The organism is Dehalococcoidia bacterium, from assembly GCA_030018455.1.
GTDB lineage: Bacteria > Chloroflexota > Dehalococcoidia > DSTF01 > JALHUB01 > JASEFU01.
On record JASEFU010000003.1, the window covers coordinates 184,238 to 206,771 of the forward strand.

Sequence of the window (22,534 nt, forward strand, 5' to 3'; positions counted from 1 at the left end):
CCTGGCCGTTCATGCCTCCGACTAGACAAGCGAGGCGACGAGGTCGCCTACCTGCGATGTGCTCAGCCCCATGCGACCCGCGCTCAGCGACTTGATCTGCCCGCTCGTCAGCGCCTTCACCATCGCCTGCTCCACGCGGTCCGCCGCCGATTCCTCGCCCAGCTCAGTCAGGAGCATCTGCACGGCGCCGATCGCCGCCAGGGGGCAGATCACGTTCTGGCCTGTGTACTTCGGCGCGCTGCCCCCTATCGGCTCGAACATCGATACGCCGTTCGGGTTGATGTTCCCGCCCGCCGCGATGCCCATGCCGCCCTGTATCATCGCCCCGAGGTCGGTGATGATGTCGCCGAACATGTTCTCGACAACGATCACGTCGAACCACTCGGGGTTCTTCACGAACCACATGCACGTGGCGTCGACGTGCGCGTACTCCCGCCGGATGTCGGGGTAGTCGGTCTCGCCGACCTCGTTAAACGCCCGCCACCAGGTGTCGTGAACGAACGTGAGCACGTTCGTCTTGCCGACGAGGTGAAGCTGCTTCATCCGGTTGCGCTTTCGCGCCACGTCGAAGGCGTAGCGTATCGCACGCTCGGCGCCGAAGCGCGTGGTCAGGTGGACCTGCGTCGACACCTCCTGCGGTGTCCCCTTGTACTGGAAGCCGCCCATGCCGCCGTACAACCCTTCCGTGTTCTCGCGCACGACCACGAAGTCGATGTCTTCGGGGCCCTTGTCCTTGAGCGGGCAGTCGACGCCGGGGTAAAGCTTCACCGGGCGCAGGTTAATGTACTGGTCGAGCTCGAAGCGCAGGCGCAGCAGGATGCCCTTCTCGAGGATGCCCGGCGCCACGTCCGGGTGGCCGATGGCCCCCAGGTAGATGGCATCGAAGCGCCGCAACTCCTCGATGGCGTTGTCCGGCAGCGTCTCGCCCGTCCTGAGATAGCGGTCGCCGCCGAAGTCGTATTCCGTCGTCTCGTACCGGAAGCCCTCCGCCCGCGAGGCTGCCTCCAGCACCTTCAGCCCTTCGCGCACGACCTCAGGGCCCGTCCCGTCGCCCGGTATCACCGCAATCCGATACACTTCTCCCGTATCCTTCCTCTATTTGTTCTCTTGTCCGCCCTCACGGGGCTCTCGCGCCACCTGTCAGCAGCCGGGCTCGCCGTAATGGCCGCAGCAACTGCGGCCGCTGCGCAACTTCCGCCAGTTGTTCGCGACAGCAACGCCGACCTTCCGGTGGAATGGCAGCGGTGATTCCCGCCAGTTTGTGAACACGGCCCTCAGGCCCGGCCGGTACCGTCGTCCGCCTCTGCTCATCGCTCGCTCTGCCTAGGGCTTCCTTTCGGCGAGACGCCGCCTGGTGTACTCCACCAGGCCGCCCGCCCGCATCAGCTCGAGCATGAAGTCGGGATAGGGCTTGGCTCGGAACGTCGAACCCTTCGTAAGGTTGCGAATGACGCCCGACTCCAATTCCACCTCAAGCCCATCGCCGGCGTCCGTCCCATCAACCGCGTCGTCGCACTCAAGAATCGGCAGGCCGATGTTGATGGCGTTGCGATAGAAGATGCGCGCAAAGCTTTTGGCGATAACGCAGCTTACGCCCGCCGCCTTTATGCACAGCGGCGCGTGTTCCCGCGAGGAGCCGCATCCGAAGTTCGTCGTCGCGACTATTACGTCACCCGGGCGCACCCGCTCCGCGAACCCCTCGTCGATGTCCTCCATGCAGTGCTTTGCGAGCTCTGCCGGGTCGGTCATGTTCAGGTAGCGGGCGGGGATAATGGCGTCCGTGTCCACGTTCGCCCCGTACTTGTGCACATGTCCGCGCAGAGTCACTTCACCACCTCCTCGGGGCCGGCCAGCCGCCCGGCGACGGCGCTCGCCGCCGCCACCGCGGGGTTAGCCAGGTACACCTCCGACCGCACGTGCCCCATGCGGCCGGGGAAGTTGCGGTTGCTTGTGCTCACGCAGCGCTCTCCCTCGGCCAGTATGCCCATGTAACCGCCCAGACACGGCCCACACGTCGTCGTCGATACCGCGCAGCCGGCCTCAGCGAACGTCTCCAGCAGCCCCTCGCGCAGCGCCTGCAAATACACCTCGTGCGACGCCGGCACGACGATGCAGCGCACGTTCTCGTGCACTTTGCGGTCGCGGATGACCTCCGCCGCCAGCCGCAGATCCGCCAGCCGCCCGTTGGTGCAACTGCCGATGAACACCTGATCGATGTTCACGCGCGGCGCCTTGCTCAGGGGCACCGCGTTCGCGGGCGACGACGGCAGCGCGACCATCGGCTCAAGGTTCGATACGTCGTACTCGCGCGCCTCCCGATATTCGGCGCCGGGGTCCGGCTCGTAGACGCGCCAGTCCCGCTTCGCCCGTTCGCGCACGTACGCCAGCGTCGTTTCGTCCGGCGCCATCAGCCCCGCCTTGCCGCCGGCCTCGATTGCCATGTTGCTTATCGTGAAGCGGCCCTCCATGCCGATGTGCCGCAGCGCCTCGCCGTGAAATTCGAGGGCGCAATACAGTGCTCCGTCGACACCGATATCGCCGATAGTGTGCAGAATAATGTCCTTGCCGCCGACCCAGCGAGCCGGCCTGCCGTTGTAGACGACCTTGATCGTCGCCGGCACGCGCATCCAGATGTCGCCCGTCGCCATGGCGCAGGCGATGTCGGTGCTGCCCATCCCAGTAGCGAAGCAGCCGAGGGCGCCGTAAGTGCAGGTGTGCGAGTCCGCCCCAACAACGACGTCGCCGGGCAGCACCCAGCCGTCGTCGGGGAGGAGCACGTGGTCAACGCCGGCGCGGCCCTGCTCGTAGTAGACGGCTCCCTGCTCGAGCGCGAACTCGCGCATGAACTTCGCGTTCTGCGCGCTCTGGATGTCCTTGTTGGGGATGAAGTGCGACGGAATGAACGCCACCCTTCGCGGGTCGAAAAGGCGGTCCACGCCCAATTTGCGGAACTCCTGGATGGCGAGCGGCGCCGTTACGTCGTTCGCCATCACGAAGTCGACCCGCGCGCTTATCAGCTCGCCGGGCCGCACCGATTCGCGGCCGCAGTGCGCCGCCAGAATCTTCTCAGCCAGCGTCATCCCCAATTCGCGCCCCTTCACCGGTTAGCCGTCAGCGTAATCATGCAGATAAATGATCTCCGGCATGTTCAAGCGCGTTTCTCCGCGAATCATTGCCGGGCCGCGGACGCCCAGGGCCTCGACGGCACGGCGCCAGCGACCATCGTTTGTTATCGTGGCATCACATTCGGCAAAAGCCCCCGTTGCCACTATTAGAGCGTCCGGGACATCCAGCCCCTGCGCGCGCACAACTGCCGCGTGCAAAGCGACGGGTCGAGAAACGTCAACCACTCGCAGATTCGGGGTTCGCTCTGTCAGTTCGATTATCTCGCCTGTGGCCTCCAAGTCCCCATCCCTAATGGGCTTGACGAGCAACTCCATCTGAGCGATGGACGATATCACGGCTTCCAGTTGCGCTTCGCTGACCAGGCGGAACAAGGCCTCCATAAGCTCGGCGTACGGCGCCCTGTCCTCCAGGTAGTAGACCAGGACATTAGTATCGAGATTCACCCTCCGGCACTTAGAGAGCGCCTTCAAGAATCGAGCTGCTCCGCGCGGCGTCGCCAACTCTCCCTCTCTTTGCGTACGTACTCGTCCATCTCCTCCACGCTCGACCCATAAACTCCTCGGAGCCGGCCCCGGTAATACCTGACCCAGTCCCTCGGCCGGGGACGCAGCACGATCTTGTCATCTTCCAAGCCGACCGCAAGTGTGTCACCCGGCTCGAGTCGCAACCGTCGGACCATGGCGGCGGGCAGCGTGATCTGATGCTTGCTCGATAGCTTGGCGACGGCCACATCCGACATAGCCTTCGCTCCCTCCGTGAAATAGGCCAGTCCCGTCTCTTTCACTTTACGAGGAGCGGAACGCTTTGTCAATCGTTCTCTTGCTTTACTTGCTTCTTCATTGCTTGGCGCCATCGTATCTCTTACCGCTTGCCTTTCGCTCCGCCGGCGGCGCGCGCCTGCACGACGGGCATCCGGTTAAGGGCGTTCATCAGCGCCTTCGCTGATGCGACGACGATGTCCGTGTCCGCGCCCCGTCCGACGTACGTGCTGCCATTGGACTCAATCCGTACCAGCACTTCGCCGATGGCGTCGATGCCGGCGGTAATGCTCTTCACCGAGAACTCCAGCAGCCTGTTCGGCACGCCGACGATAGCGTTTATCGCCTCGAAGGCGGCGTCCACGGGGCCCGTGCCCGTCGCCGTCTGCACCAGCTCCTCGCCGCCGGGCCCGATGAGGCGCACCGTCGCTGTCGGCACGAGTTGGTTCCCGCACGACACCTGCAGGAGGTCCAGGTGGTACACCTCTTCCTCCGTCCGCAACTCTTCCCCTATCAGCGCCTCGATGTCGCGGTCGTCGATCTCCGCCTTCTTGTCGGCCAGCTCCTTGAAGGCGGCGAAGGCGCGCGAAAACTCCTCCGCGGTCAGCTCGTAGCCTAGGCGGTCGAGCCGCGCCTTGAAGCCGTGGCGTCCCGACAGCTTGCCGAGCACGATGTCGGCGCCTGCGGACGACAGGCCGATGTCACGCGCGTCCATGATCTCATACGTCTCACGCATCTTCAGGACGCCATCCTGGTGGATCCCCGACTGGTGCCGAAAGGCGTTGCCGCCGACGATCGCCTTATTGGGCTGGACCGTCATTCCCGTCAGGTCTGACACCAGCCGGCTTGTGCGGTGTATCTCCTTCGTGTTTACGCGGGTCTCGAGCCCAAAGAAGTCCTGCCGTGTCCGCAGCGCCATTACGACTTCTTCCAGAGAGGCGTTGCCCGCGCGCTCGCCGATGCCGTTGATGCAGCACTCGACCTGCCGGGCGCCCGCTCGCACCGCCATCAGGGAGTTGGCGACCGCCATTCCCAGGTCGTTGTGGCAATGCACGGAGACAATCGCCTTGTGGATGTTCGGCACCCGCTCGAAGATGCTGCGAATGAACTCGCCGAACTCCTCCGGGAAAGCGTAGCCCACCGTGTCGGGGATGTTCACCGTCGTTGCCCCCGCGTCGATCACCTGCTCCACCATCTGGTAGACGTATTCGGGGTCAGAGCGGGTGGCGTCCATCGGGCTAAACTCGACATCCGATGTATAGCCTTTGGCCCGCGCGACCTGCGTCCGCGCCATCTCCAGCACCTCGTCGCGGCCTTTCCGCAACTGGTGCGCCATGTGGATGTCGGAACTCGAGAGGAAGACGTGTATCCGCGGGCTGGCGGCGTTCTTCACCGCGTCCCAGCAGGCGTCAACGGCGTCCGGGTTGGCGTGGGCGAGCCCGGCGACGATGCACTCCCGGATCTCCCTCGCGACCGTGCTCACCGCCTCGAAGTCGCCCGGCGACGACACGGGGAAGCCGGCTTCGATTATGTCCACCCGCAGCCGTTCGAGCTGGCGCGCGATCTGGAGCTTGTCCTGCACGGTCAACGCCACGCCCGGGGATTGCTCGCCGTCGCGGAGCGTCGTATCGAATATGAACACTCTTTCTGCCATCTTACTCAACCTCCTTCTGCTGATATCGCTGGCTGAAGTGCGATCTCATCCGGCCCTCGCCCGCTGACAACGGGGAGGGCACTCGAAGGTTGAGCAATGGACAACCCCGCCAGCAAGAGAAGTCCGAGGGATGGCTGGGCATGGAAGGGCTCGCGGTTCCCCCTCGGGCCAGCGAAAGCGACCATCGCGCTTCTGCACCCCAGCCTGAAGGCTGGGGCATGAGGACCGGCGAACCGTTTGCCTCCGGGCAGTTCACATTAAGGGCGTTCATATTTCTCCAGTCGGTTCCATTGGGTAGCAATGTACCCTTTCACAGCCTCCCCAGCGACGTCTGGCACTATGGTCGCGCCGTAGCGATGCTGCCACAAACGGCTGGTCTTTGCGTCCATTCGTAAGTCTGGGAAGCGTTCGAACAGCAGCCTCGACGTCTTGCCCTTGATGAGGTTCATGGCCCTAGAAAGCTCGCTCCTGTCGCCAACCCGCAGCAGCAGATGAACATGGTCCACCACGCTCTCGCAGGCGAGTAACTCGATGTGTCTTTGCTGCGCAACCTCAGCTATAAGCTCCTTAGCGGTTTCACCAACCTCGCCTTCAAGCAGCCATTTGCGGCGCTTCGTCACAAACCAGACGTGGTACAACGGCATCGTCCAGACCCTAGCTGATGCTCATGCCCCAGCCTCTCTATGCCCCAGCCTTCAGGCTGGGGTAGAGTACATAGAGCGCAGTCGGTCGCTCTTCCGCAGATCTTCTGACCCAGGTCTGCTGCAAAGAATCCCCAGCCAGAACACCGCCGTGTCGTGCAGTTCTCGCATGTACCTTCCAGTCGCCGATTCAGGCGACAACATCGTCCACTTGAACGCCGCATTCTCGTCTTGGCAGAGAGCTGCGTTCTGTTGCTTCTGGAGGGCCCTCCTCAGATTCCGGATGCGCCCACGCAATTCCTCATAATAGGCTCGCCTCATCTCCAGTTGCAGCTGAACCAGATCGTTGGCCTCATATCTCAGCGCGCGATCGCTCACACGTTCGACATAGGCCAACGCACCATCCAAGAGACAGTATCCGAGCCTGATACGACGAAACCGAAGGAAGACGAGTCGAGAACGTCATCGCTCACCTGTAACTTCCGAGCCTCCTTTCCCGCAGTGGCTAAGCCCCTCCCCACATGGCAGCGCTTCACTTCCGGAGCCAACTCATCATGGCGCGGAGCTCGGCGCCCACCTGCTCGATCAGGTGCTCGCTGTCCTGACGCCGCAACGCCTGAAACGACGGGCGCCCGACCTGGTTCTCCAGCAGCCACTCCCGCGCGAACGTCCCGTCCTGCACCTCTTTCAGTATCTCCTGCATCGTTTCGCGCACATAATCGTCGATAACCCGCGGCCCACGCGTAAGGTCGCCGTACTCGGCCGTATCGCTGATGCTGTGACGCATGTGCATGAGCCCGCCCTCGTACATCAGGTCGACGATGAGTTTCAGCTCGTGCAGACACTCGAAGTAAGCGATCTCCGGCTGATAGCCCGCTTCGATCAGCGTTTCGAAGCCGGCCTTCACGAGCGACGTCGCGCCGCCGCAGAGCACCGCCTGCTCGCCGAAAAGGTCGGTCTCCGTCTCTTCCTTGAACGTCGTCTCGATGACGCCCGCGCGCGTGCTGCCCAGCCCCTTCGCGTAGGCGAGCGCCGTCTCCCTCGCGCGTCCGCTCGCGTCCTGCTGCACGGCGACGAGCGCCGGCGTGCCGACGCCTTCCGTGAACAGCCGGCGCACCAGGTGCCCGGGGGCCTTCGGCGCCACCATGCTCACATCGACATCGGCAGGAGGCAGAATCTGGCCGAAGTGTATGTTGAAGCCGTGCGCAAACATGAGCGTCTTGCCCGCGCGCATCCCCTGCTCGATGGAGTCGTAGTAGGCGGCGCGCTGGAACTGGTCCGGCACGAGGACCATGATGATGTCCGCCTTCGACGCCACCTCCGCCGCCGTCTGCACGGTGAAGCCCGCTTCTTCGGCCTCCTTCCATCGCGGCCCCGGGATCTCGGCGACGAGCACGTTGCAGCCGCTGTCGCGCAGGTTCTGGGCGTGGGCGTGCCCCTGGCTACCGTAGCCCACTATCCCTATGGTCTTGTCCTTGACGAGACCCAGGTCCGCGTCGCTGTCGTAGTAGATCTTAGCCATGACGTTCCGTTTCCTTTCTCCCGCTCATGACGTACGCGCAAACACTAGAGCAGGCTGCCCACCCGCGGCTTGCCCTGCCCCGCAGGACGGTACTTGCGTTCCCCCGCGCTCTCCAGTTCCAGCGTCGACGTGGCGCGTCCGCGTGTGACCGCCACGCGGCCCGTCCGCGCCAGCTCGCGGATCCCATAGGGCCTCAGCATCTCAAACGCGGCATCGACCTTGTCTTCCGTTCCGGTGATTTCGACCACGACGGAATCGGGGCTGACGTCCACTATCTCGCCGCGGAAGATGTCGACGATCTCGATGATCGCGCCTCGGTTCTGATCGGTCGCGTTCACCTTGATCAGGGCCAGCTCCCGGGTGACGATCTCCTCCTCCGTGAGGTCGCTTATCTTTACTACGTCGACGACCTTATAGAGCTGCTTGGTAACCTGCTCCACATCGGCCGCCGGCCCGCCGAGGACAAACGTCATGCGAGAGAGCCCCGGTATTTCGCTGTGACCGACGGCCAGGCTTTCGATGTTGAACCCTCTCTGCCGCCACTTGCTGGCGATGCGGTTCAATACGCCGGGCTTGTTCTCGACCAGGGCGACAATTGTGTGTTTTGTGTTCTTCGTCATTTTGCTTTCACTTTCTCGCGCCGCGGCGTCGGCTTTGCCTCGACCGGCGGCTGGTCGATTGTCTCTGAAAGGCTCGCGCCGGGCGGGACCATGGGGTAAACGCACTCGTCCGGTTTCACCTGGAAGTCGATCAGCACCGGCCCGGGGTGCGTCAGCGCCAAGTGGATGGCCCCTTCAACCTGCTTCCTCTCGGTCACTCGCAGGCCCATGAGACCGAAGGCTTCCGCGAGCTTCACGTAATCGGGGCCGAACTCGCGGGTGGCGAACACGCGGTTGCCGTAGAACATTTCCTGCCACTGACGCACCATCCCCAGGAACGAGTTGTTGAGGATGGCGAACTTGATGGGCAGTTCGTGCTCGACGATGGCAGCCAGCTCCTGCATCGTCATCTGGAAGCCGCCGTCGCCGCAGATTGACCACACCAGCTCCTTTGGGTGGGCGAACTGTACGCCCATCGCCGCCGGCACCTCGAAGCCCATCGGCCCCAGGCCGCCGGACGTGACGAACGAGTTCGGCTTGTCGTTCCAGAAGTACTGCGCCGCCCACATTTGGTGCTGGCCGACGCCGGTCACAACGTACCCCTGGCCACCGCTCAACTCGTAGATCTTCTTCACCACGTACTGCGGCAGAAGCTCATCGTTGTCGGGAATCGCGATCGATGGGTGCTCCTCGCGCACCTTGCGGATCCACGCCAGCCATTCGTCGTGGCGCTTCTCTTTGACAAGCGGGTTGAGCGCCGCCAGCACCCGCTTCACGTCACCGACAATCGGCACTGTAGGCTTGACGTTCTTCCCGATCTCGGCCGGGTCGATGTCGATGTGGATGACGCGGGCATGCGGAGCGAAGTCCTTCAGCGCTCCCGTTACACGGTCATCGAAGCGCATGCCGATCGCAATCAGGAGGTCGGCCTGTCCTATCGCCAGGTTGTTCCAGTACATGCCGTGCATTCCCGGCATCCCCATGCAGAGTGGGTGCGACCCGGGGAAACCGCTGATGCCAAGGAGCGTGGTGATCACGGGGATATGCGCCTTCTCCGCCAGCTCCTTCAACTCCTCAAACGCCCGCGATATCTTCACCCCGTGGCCGGCGAGGATTAGCGGCTTTTCAGACTCGGCGATGAGCTGCGCCGCCTTCCTTATCTGCGCCGGATGACCGTCGAGCGTTGGCCGGAAGCCCGGCAGATCGACCGTCTCCGGGTACTCGAACTCCGCTTCCTGGATGAAAACGTCGCGCGGCACGTCGATGAGCACGGGGCCGGGCCGGCCGGTGCGAGCGATGTGGAAGGCTTCCTTCACCGTGCGCGCCAGGTCGTCTGCCTGGAGCACGAGCCAGTTGGCCTTCGTTATCGGCAGCGTTATTCCTGTCGTGTCCGCCTCCTGGAAGCCGTCGCGCCCGATGAGCCAGGTGACAACCTGCCCCGTGATCGCCACCATGGGGACGCTGTCCATCCAGGCGTTGGCGATGCCGGTCACAAGGTTGGTGGCGCCGGGGCCGGACGTGGCGCAGCAGACCCCTACCTTGCCGGTTACCCGCGCATAGGCGTCGGCGGCGTGCGCGGCCCCCTGCTCATGTTTAACGAGGATATGCCGGATCTGGGGGTAATGCCGGAAGGCATCGTAGAAGGGCAGCGTTGACCCTCCCGGTATACCGAACACCAGCTCCACGCCTTCCCTCACCAGGCACTCCATGATTATCTGAGCACCTGTCATTTTCATGCTGAAAAACCCCCCCTTTTAAGATACGCGTTGCGCGTCGAGACCTGTGATCGAAGAATTCGTGTGAGCCGCCTGCCTGGAAACACGCCCGCCTGGCGCAGGCGCGCCCGCCTACCGGACGGGCAGCAGGCGTAAGAGGAGAAGGATTACGCCACGGTCCCGGCTGAAGGGCACGCCGTTTGCGGCGATGTCCGCCGTTACCGAGACCGCAAGTGCCTCCTGAAGAGGAAGTCTATCTGACGAAGTCATGTATCTATTGTCGTTCACTTGTACTTTAATGAAAAGGCCCGTCCCCAGGTTTTTTCCGGGGAATCAGCCCGTTTTCGCCCTTGCCCGCATGGCCCCGGTCGCGTCCGCGACCCCGCCGTTCCGCCTATCTCCGCCCGAAGCCTTGCTGTATGATGTAGGTGGAAGTATATCGGCGCAGCCGCAAGGTTGTCAACAAGAGCGACCCGGGGCCGCTCGCTTGCCCCGTTCCTCGCGTCCGATACCGGCTGCGCCCCGGCGTGATATCCTGCACGACAGAAAGGCCTTCGCATGGCGATAACCTGGCAGGTGAGCAAGCTCGCCAACAATCTGCGCGTTGCCACGACACCCGTGCCCACGGCCCAGTCCGTTGCAGTATGCATCTTCATCGGCGCCGGTTCGCGCATGGAGGAACGGCGGGTCAACGGCATCTCCCACTTCCTCGAGCACATGCTGTTCAAGGGCAGCGAAAGCAGGCCCAGCGCGCTCGACATCTCTCAGGCAATTGAGGGAGCGGGAGGCGTGCTGAACGCCTACACGAACAGAGAGCTCACCTGCTACTGGACTCAAGTGCCCTACGACTACGCTTGGCTCGCGATCGACGTTCTCGGCGACATGGCGACGAGGCCCCTTCTTCAGCCGGAGGAGATCGAGAAGGAGCGCTTTGTCATCTTCCAGGAGATACGCCGCGCCCACGACCAGCCCGCCGCTTGGGCCAGCGAGCTGCTGTCGCGCGCGCTTTACGGCGATCAGCCTGTTGGCTGGCCGGTCGCCGGCACCGAAGAGAGCGTCGGCGCCGTATCGCGCCAGGACCTCGCCGACTACGTCAACACCCGGTACGTCCCCGATGACACGGTCGTCGCTGTTGCCGGCAACATCCAGCACGAGCAGGCGCTCTCGCTCGTCGACAAGAAGATGGGCGCCATGCGCCCTTCTCAGCCGCCCCCCTTCTCGCCAGCGGTCCATGAGCTGCCGAAGGAACGAATACAGGTGGAATCGCGCGAGACCGACCAGAACAACCTCGCCCTCGGCATCCGGGCCGTCTCCCGGACGGACCCCGACCGCTTCACGCTCGCCATTCTGAACAGCATCCTCGGGCGCGGCATGAGCTCGCGTCTCTTCAAAGAAGTGCGCGAGAAACGGGGCCTCGCCTACTCCGTCGGCTCCTCATTCTCGCGGTACTACGACACGGGCGCGCTGGTGATAAGCGCCGGCGTGGGCGCCGATAAGGCGGTCGAGGCCACGAAGGTCATCGTCGAAGAGCTACTGAAGCTGGCCGCCCAGCCGGTAAGCGACGACGAGCTCGCGCGCGCCCGCGACTACACAACCGGCAACTTCCGCCTCGGCCTCGAGACGACGATGTCCCTCGCCCAGTACACGGGCGAAGACCTGCTCACGCTGGGCGAGATCGAGGACATCGACGACGTGGTGGGCCGGCTGCGCGCGGTGACGGCGGCGGACGTGCAGGCGCTGGCGAAGCGCCTCATCGCCACTGACAAGATAGCGATGGCAGCCGTCGGGCCGCAGGCGGACGCCGAAGCGCTCCGGAAAGCGCTCTCCGTCTGACCCCTGCTTTGGTTGGGCACCCGCCGCAACCGGAGACACAGCAGCGTCGACCCCGAGGCTAGCGCGCCTCCACCGCCACATGGCGCAGCATCCATTCGTACCGCACGGGGGAGAGCGACCGCAGCCGCTCCGGGTCGTAGAAGAAGAGGGCGAAAGAATTGGCGTAGTCCTCGAGCGGGTCGGCATGCGACATGACCTCCCACACTTGCGGCCCGGCGTAGGCGAAACGCAACCCTGTATGGTCGACCGCTGCAGCCACCTCTGCGTCAGTGCTCAACAGCGTCCAGCCCGTTGCGTTCATGAAATCGCGCATCTCGGCTTCGAAAAGCACCCAGGCGTAGCGGCCGCCCGGCGTCAGGCGGAACTGATAGGCATGTCCCAGCTCATGGAGCACTGTGAGCGTTCCCTGCCCGGGGTAAAGCACGATCTCGTTGCGTCCCTCGCCGTTCCAGTAGAAGTTGGCGCCGTTTGGGAAGACGCTTCTGCCCGAGAGTGTCCGGGCCTCCGTGTTGCACGAGATGTACAGCCTGCCCTCGGAACGGCTGCCGAGTCCCCGCACGACGTGCGGCGGCAGACGGCCCAGCGCATCGAAGACCGCGCCCAGGCTGCGCTCGTCCCAGCTCTGCCCCTCGAGCACGATCTCGACGCCGTACCGCTCGCGCGCCTCCTGCGCCTGACAGACCGGCGCCACCGCAACCGTGAACAGCGAAAGCAACGACAGCACCAGCAGCGGCGCGAGCCTGACCAACGACGAACGGGACAGCACTCTCAGCACTTATCGATAGCGCCGCGCAAAGGAAACCGGCAACCCGGCCGTGCTCGACCTTCTGTTGCCGGTTTCACCACTGGCTCCCCGAAGCCCCGGTGACCAAGATCAGGGGCGGGCTCCGGTTCAACGCCTCAACAGAGTACCGCCGTTTTCCGTTCCGCTTGCTGGCGCTCCTTTCCTAAATTTAGAACGGCCCCCGCCGCCTTCCGTTACCTCAATCAGCCCAACGGACGGACCGCGACATGCAGGTCGCTGTGGTACTCGTAGGCCCGCCCCTCCACGCTCAGGATGATTCTGAACCCGTCGGTCAGCACCTGCGCGCACGCCTCGCCCGGCTGCGCCGCCCCCAGGCAGGCGTCCGGCCACGTGACCCGCGTCACCTCCTGTACCTCGATCTCCTCCGCCGGCGCGTCGAGACGCCCTGCAAGGTCGTCGATCGCCACGGCGACGGCCGAGGGTTCCCATACCGTCCAGCCCCCCTCGTCCTGCGTCAGGAGTTGCCAGTCTTTTCCCTGCGCTTTCCGGCGGTAGACCGCCTGCCCGCCCTCGCTTTCGCCCACCTGCTCAGCTTCCTCCTCTGAAAGGGCGTCGACGCCCAAGCTGCCGGCCGCCTGATACGTCACCCCCTCGAACACGAGAGTCTCGCCTTCGCGCCCCTCCCCCTTCCCTTCCCCACAGCCTGCGGCCATGAGGGCCAGCGCCGCAGCCAGCAGCAGGAACGTCACAGGCCGCTTTCGAAGCCGAAGTGCCATCAAGTGAACCCCCTGTCTTATTGCATACCCATTTCGCCTATGCTATCATGCGGCTTGCGTCTTGTCGGCCCCCGGCCGCCAGGGCGAAGCTTTGTTCTTCAGACCCGCCGGACTCACCCGGTTCGGGACCGGCGGGACAAGGATGGAAAGGGGGGGTTGAATGCACGTTACCGTTGACGGGTACAACGGCGACCCGCAAAAACTGGCCGATGAACACCTGGTGCGCGCGTTCTTGGACTCGTGTCCGGAACAGATCGGGATGACCAAGATCGCGCCGCCTCACATCTGCCGCTACGTCGGCACTAAACCCGAGGACTGGGGCGTCTCCGGCTTCGTCCTCATCGCCGAAAGTCACATCTCCGTCCATACCTTCCCCGAACACGGCTATGTCTGGGTCGACATCTTTTCGTGCAAGACCTTCGACGCCGCGAACGCCGTCGAAAGCGCTAAACGCACGTTCGCCATCGAGCACTGCGCGGTGCGCGTCCTGCCGCGCGGCCTTGAGTACCCTAAGGCGGTGGCATCGGCGGCGGCCCAGTCAACCGTCGAGCGACATCGGGTCGCTGGCTCCCTGCACAGCGTCGGGAGCGCAGCCGCCCACCCCTTGTTACCCTCCTAGGTCCCGGCGAGTCTACGCAGGAGAAACGGCAGCGGTGGACGATTTCTTCCATACCCGCCTTGCGCCCTTTTCCGTCGATGAGGGGATGACGGTCGGCGAGTTGCTGGAACGCATGGGCGGCACCGCCTTCCAGGCGCGAAACCTCGCCCAGGCCGCCCGCATATGGTCGCGCATGCTCGAAGACGAAGTCGTCATCATGTTCGGCCTCGCAGGCGCGATGGTCCCGGGCGGCATGCGCAAGGTCATTGTCTACCTGATCGAGAACCGGCTCATCGACTGTCTGGTGAGCACGGGCGCCAACCTTTTTCACGACGTCTACGAGACGCTGGGAAAGCCCCACTACCAGGGGAGCCCGGAGAGCGACGACCTCGAGCTGGGGCGCCGCCGCATAAACCGCTTCTACGACGTCCTTGCCCCTGAGGCCGATTTTTCCGCCGCCGAGGACTTTGTCGCCTACTTTGCGCGCACACTCGACACCAGCCGCCCATACACGACGCGGGAATACTTCCGCCTCATCGGCCTCGCCCTGGCGCCGGTCGCCCGGGAAGAAGGGATACTTACCGCCGCCACCAAGCACGGCGTGCCGGTCTACAGCCCCGCCCTCGGCGACAGCGTGCACGGGCTGGCCATCGCCCAGACGCGCGTGAAACGGGGTCAGTCGGGGCAGCAGCCGGAGCCGCCGCTCCTCTTCGACATCATCGGCGACGTGCTGGAAACGGGCCACATCTCGGCCACGGCGCCCGCGACCGGGGTCATCTACGTCGGCGGGGGCACGCCCAAGAACTTCATCCAGCAGTCGGAGGTCGCGGGCTACATCTTCCAGCGCGAGCTTCCCGGGCACAAGTACGCCATCCAGATCACCATGGACCAGCCGCAGTGGGGCGGTCTCTCGGGCTGCACCTTCGAGGAGGCCCAGTCGTGGCGAAAGATCGCCACCGACGCATCGATGGTGACGGTGAACGTGGAGGCGACGGTCGCCCTGCCCATCATCGTCAGCGCCCTCGCGGAACGCAGCGCCGACGTTATCAAGAAGCGGCGGCCGCCAGTGATCAACTTCGAGGAAATGCCCGGCGCCTGGCCGCCCTGGCAGGAAAAGCGATGAGACAAGAAGACTTCTACCCGCCTTACGGCTTTCTCGCTCTCACCCCCGAGCGCTCCGCCTACGAGGCGTCGCGCGCCGTCGTCCTGCCTGTCCCCTACGACTCCACGGTGACCGCCCGCGCCGGCGCCCGCGACGGCCCACATGCGATAATCTCCGCCTCCCAGGACCTCGAGCCGTACGACCTCGCCCTCGGCTACGACACGTCGGCGCACGGCATCCACACCCTCCCCGACGTGGCGCCCCACAGCGGCAGCCCGGAGGCAATGGTGGACAGGGTGGAAAGGGTCGTCGGTTCGCTGCTCGACGATGGGAAGTTCGTTCTGACGCTGGGCGGAGAGCACACGATTACCGTCGGCGCCGTCAGGGCGCACGCGCGCCGATTCCCCGACCTCTCAGTGCTCTCGTTCGACGCCCACGCCGACCTCCGCGAGGAGTACCTCGATTCTCCTTACAATCACGCCTGCGTCATGCGGCGCGTCCTCGATGTCTGCCCTGCCGTCCAGGTCGGAATGCGCAGCGCCAGCGCCGATCAGGCGCGTCTGATTGAGGAGCGGAAGCTGCCGTTTCTTACGACGAAGGCCTATCGCGCGCTTGTCGGCGCGCCGGCGGCGATAAGCGCCTTGCTGACCGAGAACGTGTACGTGAGCGTCGACCTAGACGGGCTCGACCCGTCGCAGATGGCGGCCGTCGGCACGCCGGAGCCCGGCGGGCTGCTGTGGGACGAGGTGATCGACTTGCTTACCGCGGTGGCGCGGGAGAGGAGGATTGTGGGTTGCGACGTCGTCGAGCTGGCGCCGGATCTCGGGCCGTTCGCGTGCGGGGTGCTGGCGGCGAAGCTGGCGTACCGCCTGATCGGCCTCGCTCTCGGCCCTCCTCACCAATAGGGCGCGCCCTCATTTTGACCATAGGGCGGGCATCTTGCCCGCCCGCGCGCCCGCCGGCGACCGCTACCTTCTACCGGGCTAGAAGCCCCGCCTATTTGTTTCAGGCCTGCGCCGCTGCGGCGACCCGACTTTTCACCTCGCGGATCTGGCGCAGGTGTATCTCCTGGTGCTCCAGCACCCACTCCATCGCCTGGCGTATGTTGAGCCGACCGCGCTCCTGGTGACGGCCGATGCGCTTCCAGCCGTCCCGCGGCAGCGCCGACAGCATCTCCGCTATCTCGACTCGCACCGCCCTCAACTGCCCCAGAATGGACGCAAACTCCGCCTGCTGGTACCCGCGCTCCGCCACAAGCGACTCCTGCTCGTAGCGCGGCAGGATGGGGTCGGCCTGTGTGATCATCATCCGCAGCCGCTGCCGCCACACCAACGAGTCGTCCAGCAGGTGCCCGCACACCTCCTTGATCGACCATTCGCCGTCCGGCTTCCGCCCCAGCTCTTCCTCCGAAAGCCCTTCCACCTCAGCAGCAATCGCGTCCGGAAGCGTCTTCAGCCCCTCGACGATGTCCACGTGATAAGTCATCTTCCGCGTTTCTCCTTGCTAGCTGCCCAACAGCCTGGCGACTATGCTATCGAGCTCCTCATCGCTGTAGAAGTGGATCGTTATCCTTCCGCCGCGCCGTCCTCTCACGAGGCTCACGCGCGTGCTGAACGCTTCGCGCAGCCTCTCCTCGAGCGCCGCCATGTCGGCGTCACGCCGCCTCTCGCGCGGCCGTCGACGGCGGGCCTTCGACCACCCGCGCACCATCTGCTCCGTCTGCCGGACGGACAGCGCCTGCTCCACGACCCTCCGCCACGCATCGAGGCGCGCCTCCTCCGGCAGGCCGAGCAGCGCCCGCGCGTGCCCTTCGCTTATCTCGCCCTTTGCCAGGCTCGACCGGATCTCTTCGCTCAGCCCCAGCAGGCGAAGCGCATTGGCGACGGCAGAGCGGCTTTTCCCCACGCGCGACCCCACCTCCGACTGGCTCAGCCCGAACTCGTCCATCAGCCGCCGGTACGCCTGCGCCTCCTCGAGCGGGTTGAGGTCGGCCCGTTGCAGGTTCTCCACCAGCGCCAGCTCCAGCACTTCGCGCGGGGTCGTTTCCTTGAGCGCCACCGGCACTTCCGTGAGTCCGGCCAGGCGCGCCGCCTGCAAGCGACGCTCCCCCGCGATCACCTGGTAGGCGGTCGCGCCGTCGTCTTTTTCGATGCGGCTCACGAGCAGCGGCTGCAAGACCCCATGTTGCCGGATGCTCTCCGCCAGTTGGGCCAGCTCCGCGGCGTCCATGTCCTGTCGCGGCTGAAAGGGATTCGAGATGATGAGATTGATGTCTACGGAATCGGTTGCGGGTGTAAGGCTGGGGATGAGGGCGCCGAGGCCGCGGCCGAGTCCTGTCTTTCCTTTTGCCATCTCTCTCCCTCCTATGCTGACACCTTTTGCAGCGCTGACAGCAGTTCGCCGGCCAGCGCCTGATACGCCTTTCCCGCCCGGCAGGACCGGTCGTACGCGAGAATAGGCAGCCCGTAACTCGGCGCCTCGCTAATCCGGACGCTGCGCGGGATCACAGTCTCAAACGTATTGGGGAAGTGGCTCCTGACCTCCTCCGCGACCTGCCGGCAGAGGTTCGTCCGCGCGTCGTACATCGTGAGGACAAGCCCCTGGATGCGCAGGGCGGGATTCAGGTTGCGCCGCACGAGGTCGATGGTATGCAGCAGCCGCCCCAGTCCCTCCAGCGCCAGGTACTCGCACTGCACGGGGACGATCACCGCGTCGGCCGCCGTGAGGGCGTTTACCGTCAGGAGGCCGAGGGAGGGAGGCGCATCTATTATGACTATGTCGTACCGCGACTTGACCGACCGCACCGCATCCTGCAGCCGTGATTCGCGTTTCGCCACCGGCACCAGTTCCACTTCCGCGCCCGCAAGGTCGTTGCTCGAAGGCGCCAGCCACAGGCCGCTCTGCGCCGTCTCCACCACGATCTCCTCCAGCGCCACACCGTTTACCAGCACTTCGTATACGCTATTCGCGTTCGAAGCGTCGATGCCCAGGCCGGTGGTGGCGTTCGCCTGCGGATCGACGTCTACCAGGAGCACGCGCTGTCCGCTGTCGGCAAGGCATGCGCCCAGGTTCACGGCGGTTGTCGTCTTCCCTACGCCGCCCTTCTGATTGGCGACGGCCAGGACGACGCTCATTGCAGCGTTACCTCCGGATGCGCGGCCAGGACGCGCTCGATTTCCTCCCGGCTCCCTATCGCGGCGATCCCTTCGCCCGCCACGCACAGGCTCGCCGCCGCCGCCGCGAAGCGGGCCGCCTGCGGGACATCACCCGTTTCTGCCAGGCACACGACGAACGCTGCCGCAAACACGTCGCCAGCGCCCGTCGGGTCAATCTCCCGCCGCGCGAATGCATTGATCCGCCGCCATCCCCCCTCGGCGTAGACCCGCGCTCCCCGCAGGCCGTCGGTAATCACCACGATGGGGACGTCCCGGGTCCACGACCTCACGGCGCGTTCGTCGCCCTCAATATCCTCTTCCGATGCGACCACGACCCGGCAGCCCTTAAGCGACACCGACTTTCGCCAGGGGCGCCGCGTCACCAGACCGTCGGGCCTCACCTCCCGCAGCCATCCCTGGGGAGAAAACGCAAGCACCGACCGGCTGAACAGACGACCCAGCCCAATCGGCACCTCGCCGAGCACCGGCCCCACAAGGACGATGCGCGCTTGTCGCCACTCCCGCGGCACATGTTCGGCCCCGATCGGGCCCGCCTGCGCCCATACGTGCTGCGTCCGGCGGCCCTTCTCGTAATGGTTCTCGAAGGTTGTCGTCTCGTCCGACGCCACCTGCCGCACCTCGACGCCGGGCAGCTCTTTCGCCACGTCCACGTCGGCCGCCGCGCGCGTCACGACGGCCGTGCGCAGCCCCAGGCGTTTCGCTTGCACGGCGGCGTGCGCAACGGCGCCCCCGATCCGCCAGCCGTCGGGGGTAATATCCTTGGCGATGTGGCCCACCGCCAGGAAGTCGATGTCCGTCATTCCCGTTGAGCCGCTTCCCTGGTAAAGAGGAAGAGCTTCCCCCAATCAGCTAGGGTAGATGGCGACCTTGCGGTTCTCCCCCTCGCCGATGCTTTCGGTAATGATCGCGGAGTCTTTCGCGAGGGCAAGGTGAACGATGCGGCGCTCGTTCGGCGGCATGGGCTCTAACGTGACCGTCTGTCCCGTCGCCTTCACGCGCTCGGCCATGCTGAGCGCCAGCTTCCGCAGTGATTGCTCGCGCCGCCGGCGGTATCCTTCGACGTCAATTCCGAACGCCGTCTTCGTCTTCAAGCGGCGCCCGACGATAAGGTTCACGAGGTACTGGAGGGAAGCGAGCGTATCCCCCCGGCGGCCGATGAGGATGCCCAGGTCCTCGCCGCTGACGTCGAGCACCGCCTTGACGAGCCCGACGCCGTCGCCCGGCGTTTCCGGCGCCCGCACCTGCACCGTCGCGTCGATACCGAGCAACGACAGCAGCTTCTCGAGCACTTCCACCGCCACCCGCACGTCCTCGCCCTCGAGCGCGGCCGTCTCTTTCGGGCGCACGATGACGCGCGCCTCTTCGCCGCCGATGCCCAGTATCCCTGCCCGGCCCTCCTTTACGACCTCGATCTCCACCTCGGAGCGGTCCAGGCCGAGCTGGGCAAGGGCCTTCTCGATGGCTTCGTCCACTGTCTTAGCGCTTACGTCTACGCTTTCCATGACGGGACCTCTTCTTGTAGCGACGTTCGCCGGCCGTGCCTGCCGGCGCCTCCTCCACTTCCGTCTCCTCCTTCACCGATGCCGGCTTCGCCGCTGAGCCCGGCTGCGGCGCGCCCACCGGTTGCAGCGAAAACAGATTGCGCCAGTTGAGGCCGCTCGACCCCACATATATGTACTGCAACACGATGCCCACCAGGGTCGAGACGAAGATGTACAGCGAAAGCCCGCTCGGGAAAGAAAGCGAAAGCCATACAAACATCAGCGGGAACATCCATAGCATCGTGCTGTTCATCGACTGCTGACGCTCGTCGGCGGCGGGCGGCGTCATCATCTTCTGCTGCACGAACATCGACGCCCCTACAAGCAGCGCCAGCACCAGGTCGCCCCGCGCCAGATCGAGCCAGAGAAAGCGGTCGCTCAGCGGCACCGCGTGCTGGATGTACGACCAGGGGTACAGCCGATGCGACAGGCTTATCAGGCTTTCGGGCGTAGAGCCCAGCGTCAGACGGATCACCTGGTACAGCGCGATCCAGATCGGCATCTGAATCAGCATGGGGAAGAGACAGCCTAGCGGGTTCACGCCCGCCTCGCGGTACAGTTTCATCGTCTCTTCCGAGCGACGCCGCGGGTCTTTGTACTTCTTTTGCAGCTCGCGCATTTTCGGCTGTATCGCCGAAAGCGCCCGCGACGACCGCAACTGCCGCAACGTCAGCGGGAACATGATTGCCCGCATCACGACCGTAAACACGATGATCGCGACCCCGAAACTGCCGAAGAACACGTTGTTGAGAATAATGAGGGCATTGGTCATGGGGTTGACCAGCACCTCGTTCCAGATGAAGCTGATGATATCCACTTACCTTTAACCTGCCCCGGTTCCAATGATTGTGGAGATGTCGCCGTTGTCCGGGCTGACCGCAAGCAGCGCCCCGTCCTTCGTGCTCAAGTAAACGGTGCCGTCTCTCAGCAGCAGATCGGAGAGGACGCCGGAGCCCGCATCCTTCGACCACCGTTCCTCACCGGTCGCGGCGTTGATGCCGTAGATGCCTCCGTTTTCATCCGCCACGACAAGCGTGCCGCCCGACAGCGCCGGCGCCGCCCGAACGCCTCCGTCTGCCCTGAAAGGCCCGTCCCACAGGAGCTTCCCGTCGTCCCTGTCCAGCGCGTAGACATCGCCGCCCAGGTTGCCTACGAAGACCGCGTCCTCGCCGAGCGCCGCGCGGTTCCAGAACCAGTCGCTGCTGTCGAACGACCAGACCATTTCCCCCGATGACGCGTCGAGGGCGTAGAACTTGCTGTTCAGCGCTCCCACATACACCCGCCCGCCGTCGACCACCGGGGTCGAAGTTATCGACGCGTCCGCCTCGAACTCCCAGCGTAGCTGGCCGGTGGCGGCGTCGAGCGCGTACAGTTTTTTGTCCATCGAGCCGAAGTAGACTACGCCCCCGCTCACAGTCGGGGTTGACCACACCTTGTCTCCCGTGCAGAAGGGCTTCCAGCGTTCACTGCCGTCATCGACGGCAAGGGCGTAGAGGCAGCCGTCCGACGACCCGACGTATACTGTGTCGCCTTCCACCGCCGGCCCGCCGACGATGGGCCCGCCCGTCTCCAAAGCCCAGACCGTCCGTCCGTCTGCCAGGTCTAGAGCGTACAGCACGTCGTTGTAGTCGCCCACGAAGACCATTTGCGTTGCTACGGCGGCTGTGCCGTAAAGGCCGAGCAATTCGGGCGCGTCCTTCACGTTTTCAGGCGGGAACCGCCAGACTTCCTCGTTGTCGGCCGTCAGGTCGAGCGCGACCAGCCGGTTGTGGTCGATGGAGGCGATCAGAAGGCTATCCGATGATGCGGGGCCTGCCCACCCTTCCGGGCCCGCAACCGCCCTGCATCCGACGATGACCAGCGACAGCGGCAGCAGAACCAGCAGCAGTGCGAAGCTCTTGAATCTCCCTGAGATCTTCTTTCCTCCCGCTAGCGTTTCACGTGAAACGGTCATTCCGGCACAGGATCGTAGCCGCCGCGGCCGAACGGACGGCAGCGGCTGAGACGGCGCAGGGTCAGCCAGCCGCCTTTAAGCACGCCGTGCCGCTCCACCGCCTCGTAACCGTATTGCGAGCACGTCGGCTGGAAGCGGCAAGCGGGGGCTTGAAACGGCGACACCGATCGCTGATAGAAGCGGATTGTCGCCAGTATGAGACGTTTCACTCTTCTCTGACCTCTTTCGCCGAGACCCGGCTTTCTTTCAGGCCTCCCTTTTCCACCAATCGGACCAGCGAGCGCCGCAGCGCCTGATAATCGGCCTCAGCGGCCCCCGCACGCGCTATCACCACCACGTCCCATCCCCCCTTCAGCCCTTCCGCCCGTATCGCCTCGCGCAGCCGGCGCCTCACCCGGTTCCGCACGACAGCCTTCCCGACGCGCCGACTCACGACGAAACCGTAGCGGTTCCGGGCGAGCCTGTTCTCCATGAAGCGCAATACCAGGAGCCTGTCGGCGACGGAGCGTCCTTTCTTGTGGACTGTCGTAAAGTCCTTCGACTTCGTGAGACGCTGTGCCCGTCGCATGGCGCCCCGGCCCCACCCCCTTTATCCGGAGACAGTAAGCCGGTAGCGTCCCTTTAGCCGGCGCGCCCGAAGCACGAGCCGCCCTCCTCGCGTGCTCATGCGGGCACGGAAGCCGTGCTCTCGCTTTCGAGGGATACGTTTCGGTTGGTAGGTGCGTTTAGGCAAGTCGCGATCCTTATAGAGAATACCAAACAATCATAGGGCAGGGCATAAAGCGTGTCAAATC

26 protein-coding genes and 1 riboswitch are annotated in these 22,534 nt (G+C 64.7%); of the genes, 4 read left to right on the plus strand and 22 right to left on the minus strand.

Annotated elements, in window-relative coordinates:
• Positions 1–21: 21 nt before the first annotated feature.
• The 10 genes from QME71_06085 to ilvB all read right to left on the minus strand — a co-directional run bounded on the left by QME71_06085 (position 22) and on the right by ilvB (position 10,036).
• Positions 22–1,077 (minus strand): 3-isopropylmalate dehydrogenase, encoded by a 1,056-nt coding sequence (locus QME71_06085; GenBank protein MDI6857865.1) that lies wholly within the window; start codon positions 1,075–1,077, stop codon positions 22–24.
• 246 nt (positions 1,078–1,323) lie between these two features.
• A complete protein-coding gene (leuD, locus tag QME71_06090) occupies positions 1,324–1,827 on the minus strand; it encodes a 3-isopropylmalate dehydratase small subunit (GenBank protein ID MDI6857866.1) in 504 nt (167 codons plus the stop codon).
• The gene (leuC, locus tag QME71_06095; protein ID MDI6857867.1) at positions 1,824–3,086 is read right to left on the minus strand and encodes a 3-isopropylmalate dehydratase large subunit; all 1,263 of its coding nucleotides are present in this window, start codon (positions 3,084–3,086) and stop codon (positions 1,824–1,826) included. Before leuC ends, leuD begins: the two co-directional genes overlap by 4 nt.
• 18 nt (positions 3,087–3,104) lie before the next feature.
• Positions 3,105–3,596, minus strand: a complete 492-nt coding sequence (locus QME71_06100; protein ID MDI6857868.1) for a PIN domain-containing protein — start codon at positions 3,594–3,596, stop codon at positions 3,105–3,107.
• Positions 3,593–3,865, minus strand: coding sequence for an AbrB/MazE/SpoVT family DNA-binding domain-containing protein (locus QME71_06105; protein MDI6857869.1), 273 nt, complete (start codon positions 3,863–3,865; stop codon positions 3,593–3,595). The genes QME71_06100 and QME71_06105 overlap by 4 nt, the downstream gene beginning before the upstream one ends.
• A gap of 122 nt (positions 3,866–3,987) precedes the next feature.
• Positions 3,988–5,538, minus strand: coding sequence for a 2-isopropylmalate synthase (locus QME71_06110; GenBank protein MDI6857870.1), 1,551 nt, complete (start codon positions 5,536–5,538; stop codon positions 3,988–3,990).
• A 257-nt stretch (positions 5,539–5,795) separates the two neighbouring features.
• Positions 5,796–6,176: an IS200/IS605 family transposase gene (gene tnpA, locus QME71_06115; GenBank protein ID MDI6857871.1), complete on the minus strand. Its 381-nt coding sequence runs from the start codon at positions 6,174–6,176 to the stop codon at positions 5,796–5,798.
• A gap of 535 nt (positions 6,177–6,711) precedes the next feature.
• Positions 6,712–7,701: a ketol-acid reductoisomerase gene (gene ilvC / locus QME71_06120; GenBank protein ID MDI6857872.1), complete on the minus strand. Its 990-nt coding sequence runs from the start codon at positions 7,699–7,701 to the stop codon at positions 6,712–6,714.
• Positions 7,702–7,745: 44 nt separating this feature from the next.
• Positions 7,746–8,321 carry an acetolactate synthase small subunit gene (gene ilvN, locus QME71_06125; GenBank protein ID MDI6857873.1) on the minus strand — a complete coding sequence of 192 codons (576 nt, stop codon included), beginning with the start codon at positions 8,319–8,321 and terminating at the stop codon, positions 7,746–7,748.
• Entirely contained in the window at positions 8,318–10,036 is a 1,719-nt protein-coding gene (ilvB, locus tag QME71_06130) for a biosynthetic-type acetolactate synthase large subunit (GenBank protein MDI6857874.1), read from the minus strand. Before ilvB ends, ilvN begins: the two co-directional genes overlap by 4 nt.
• Before the next feature lie 537 nt (positions 10,037–10,573).
• Here ilvB and QME71_06135 point away from each other — a divergent pair.
• Positions 10,574–11,848 carry a pitrilysin family protein gene (locus tag QME71_06135; protein ID MDI6857875.1) on the plus strand — a complete coding sequence of 425 codons (1,275 nt, stop codon included), beginning with the start codon at positions 10,574–10,576 and terminating at the stop codon, positions 11,846–11,848.
• 58 nt (positions 11,849–11,906) lie between these two features.
• On the opposite strand, the gene QME71_06140 is transcribed toward QME71_06135, so the two are convergent.
• Both QME71_06140 and QME71_06145 read right to left on the minus strand, forming a co-directional pair.
• The gene (locus QME71_06140; GenBank protein ID MDI6857876.1) at positions 11,907–12,623 is read right to left on the minus strand and encodes a hypothetical protein; all 717 of its coding nucleotides are present in this window, start codon (positions 12,621–12,623) and stop codon (positions 11,907–11,909) included.
• 47 nt (positions 12,624–12,670) lie between these two features.
• Positions 12,671–12,760, minus strand: a riboswitch (cyclic di-GMP riboswitch).
• 75 nt (positions 12,761–12,835) lie between these two features.
• Positions 12,836–13,369, minus strand: coding sequence for a hypothetical protein (locus tag QME71_06145; protein ID MDI6857877.1), 534 nt, complete (start codon positions 13,367–13,369; stop codon positions 12,836–12,838).
• 160 nt (positions 13,370–13,529) lie between these two features.
• Between QME71_06145 and speD the strand changes: the two genes are divergently transcribed.
• From speD to speB, 3 genes are read left to right on the plus strand one after another with little or no spacing between them, the layout of a single operon-like run.
• On the plus strand, positions 13,530–13,988 hold the full coding sequence (speD, locus tag QME71_06150; GenBank protein MDI6857878.1) for an adenosylmethionine decarboxylase: 459 nt from the start codon (positions 13,530–13,532) through the stop codon (positions 13,986–13,988).
• A 34-nt stretch (positions 13,989–14,022) separates the two neighbouring features.
• Entirely contained in the window at positions 14,023–15,090 is a 1,068-nt protein-coding gene (locus QME71_06155; protein ID MDI6857879.1) for a deoxyhypusine synthase family protein, read from the plus strand.
• Positions 15,087–15,974, plus strand: coding sequence for an agmatinase (gene speB, locus QME71_06160; protein MDI6857880.1), 888 nt, complete (start codon positions 15,087–15,089; stop codon positions 15,972–15,974). The genes QME71_06155 and speB overlap by 4 nt, the downstream gene beginning before the upstream one ends.
• Before the next feature lie 100 nt (positions 15,975–16,074).
• Here the strand turns inward: speB and QME71_06165 are convergent, their stop codons facing one another.
• From QME71_06165 to rpmH, 10 genes are read right to left on the minus strand one after another with little or no spacing between them, the layout of a single operon-like run.
• Positions 16,075–16,554 carry a DinB family protein gene (locus QME71_06165; protein ID MDI6857881.1) on the minus strand — a complete coding sequence of 160 codons (480 nt, stop codon included), beginning with the start codon at positions 16,552–16,554 and terminating at the stop codon, positions 16,075–16,077.
• A gap of 18 nt (positions 16,555–16,572) precedes the next feature.
• Complete coding sequence (locus QME71_06170) at positions 16,573–17,421, minus strand: ParB/RepB/Spo0J family partition protein (protein ID MDI6857882.1); 849 nt, start codon at positions 17,419–17,421, stop codon at positions 16,573–16,575.
• 11 nt (positions 17,422–17,432) lie between these two features.
• Positions 17,433–18,203 carry an AAA family ATPase gene (locus QME71_06175; protein MDI6857883.1) on the minus strand — a complete coding sequence of 257 codons (771 nt, stop codon included), beginning with the start codon at positions 18,201–18,203 and terminating at the stop codon, positions 17,433–17,435.
• A complete protein-coding gene (locus tag QME71_06180; GenBank protein MDI6857884.1) occupies positions 18,200–19,045 on the minus strand; it encodes a PfkB family carbohydrate kinase in 846 nt (281 codons plus the stop codon). The genes QME71_06175 and QME71_06180 overlap by 4 nt, the downstream gene beginning before the upstream one ends.
• Positions 19,046–19,090: 45 nt before the next feature.
• Positions 19,091–19,747 (minus strand): RNA-binding cell elongation regulator Jag/EloR, encoded by a 657-nt coding sequence (jag, locus tag QME71_06185; GenBank protein MDI6857885.1) that lies wholly within the window; start codon positions 19,745–19,747, stop codon positions 19,091–19,093.
• The gene (locus QME71_06190; protein MDI6857886.1) at positions 19,722–20,603 is read right to left on the minus strand and encodes a YidC/Oxa1 family membrane protein insertase; all 882 of its coding nucleotides are present in this window, start codon (positions 20,601–20,603) and stop codon (positions 19,722–19,724) included. The genes jag and QME71_06190 overlap by 26 nt, the downstream gene beginning before the upstream one ends.
• 6 nt (positions 20,604–20,609) lie before the next feature.
• Complete coding sequence (locus QME71_06195) at positions 20,610–21,740, minus strand: PQQ-binding-like beta-propeller repeat protein (protein ID MDI6857887.1); 1,131 nt, start codon at positions 21,738–21,740, stop codon at positions 20,610–20,612.
• On the minus strand, positions 21,737–21,949 hold the full coding sequence (gene yidD, locus QME71_06200) for a membrane protein insertion efficiency factor YidD (GenBank protein ID MDI6857888.1): 213 nt from the start codon (positions 21,947–21,949) through the stop codon (positions 21,737–21,739). The genes QME71_06195 and yidD overlap by 4 nt, the downstream gene beginning before the upstream one ends.
• Positions 21,946–22,308 (minus strand): ribonuclease P protein component, encoded by a 363-nt coding sequence (gene rnpA, locus QME71_06205; GenBank protein ID MDI6857889.1) that lies wholly within the window; start codon positions 22,306–22,308, stop codon positions 21,946–21,948. The genes yidD and rnpA overlap by 4 nt, the downstream gene beginning before the upstream one ends.
• A 21-nt stretch (positions 22,309–22,329) precedes the next feature.
• On the minus strand, positions 22,330–22,473 hold the full coding sequence (gene rpmH / locus QME71_06210; GenBank protein MDI6857890.1) for a 50S ribosomal protein L34: 144 nt from the start codon (positions 22,471–22,473) through the stop codon (positions 22,330–22,332).
• Between the last annotated feature and the right edge of the window lie 61 nt (positions 22,474–22,534).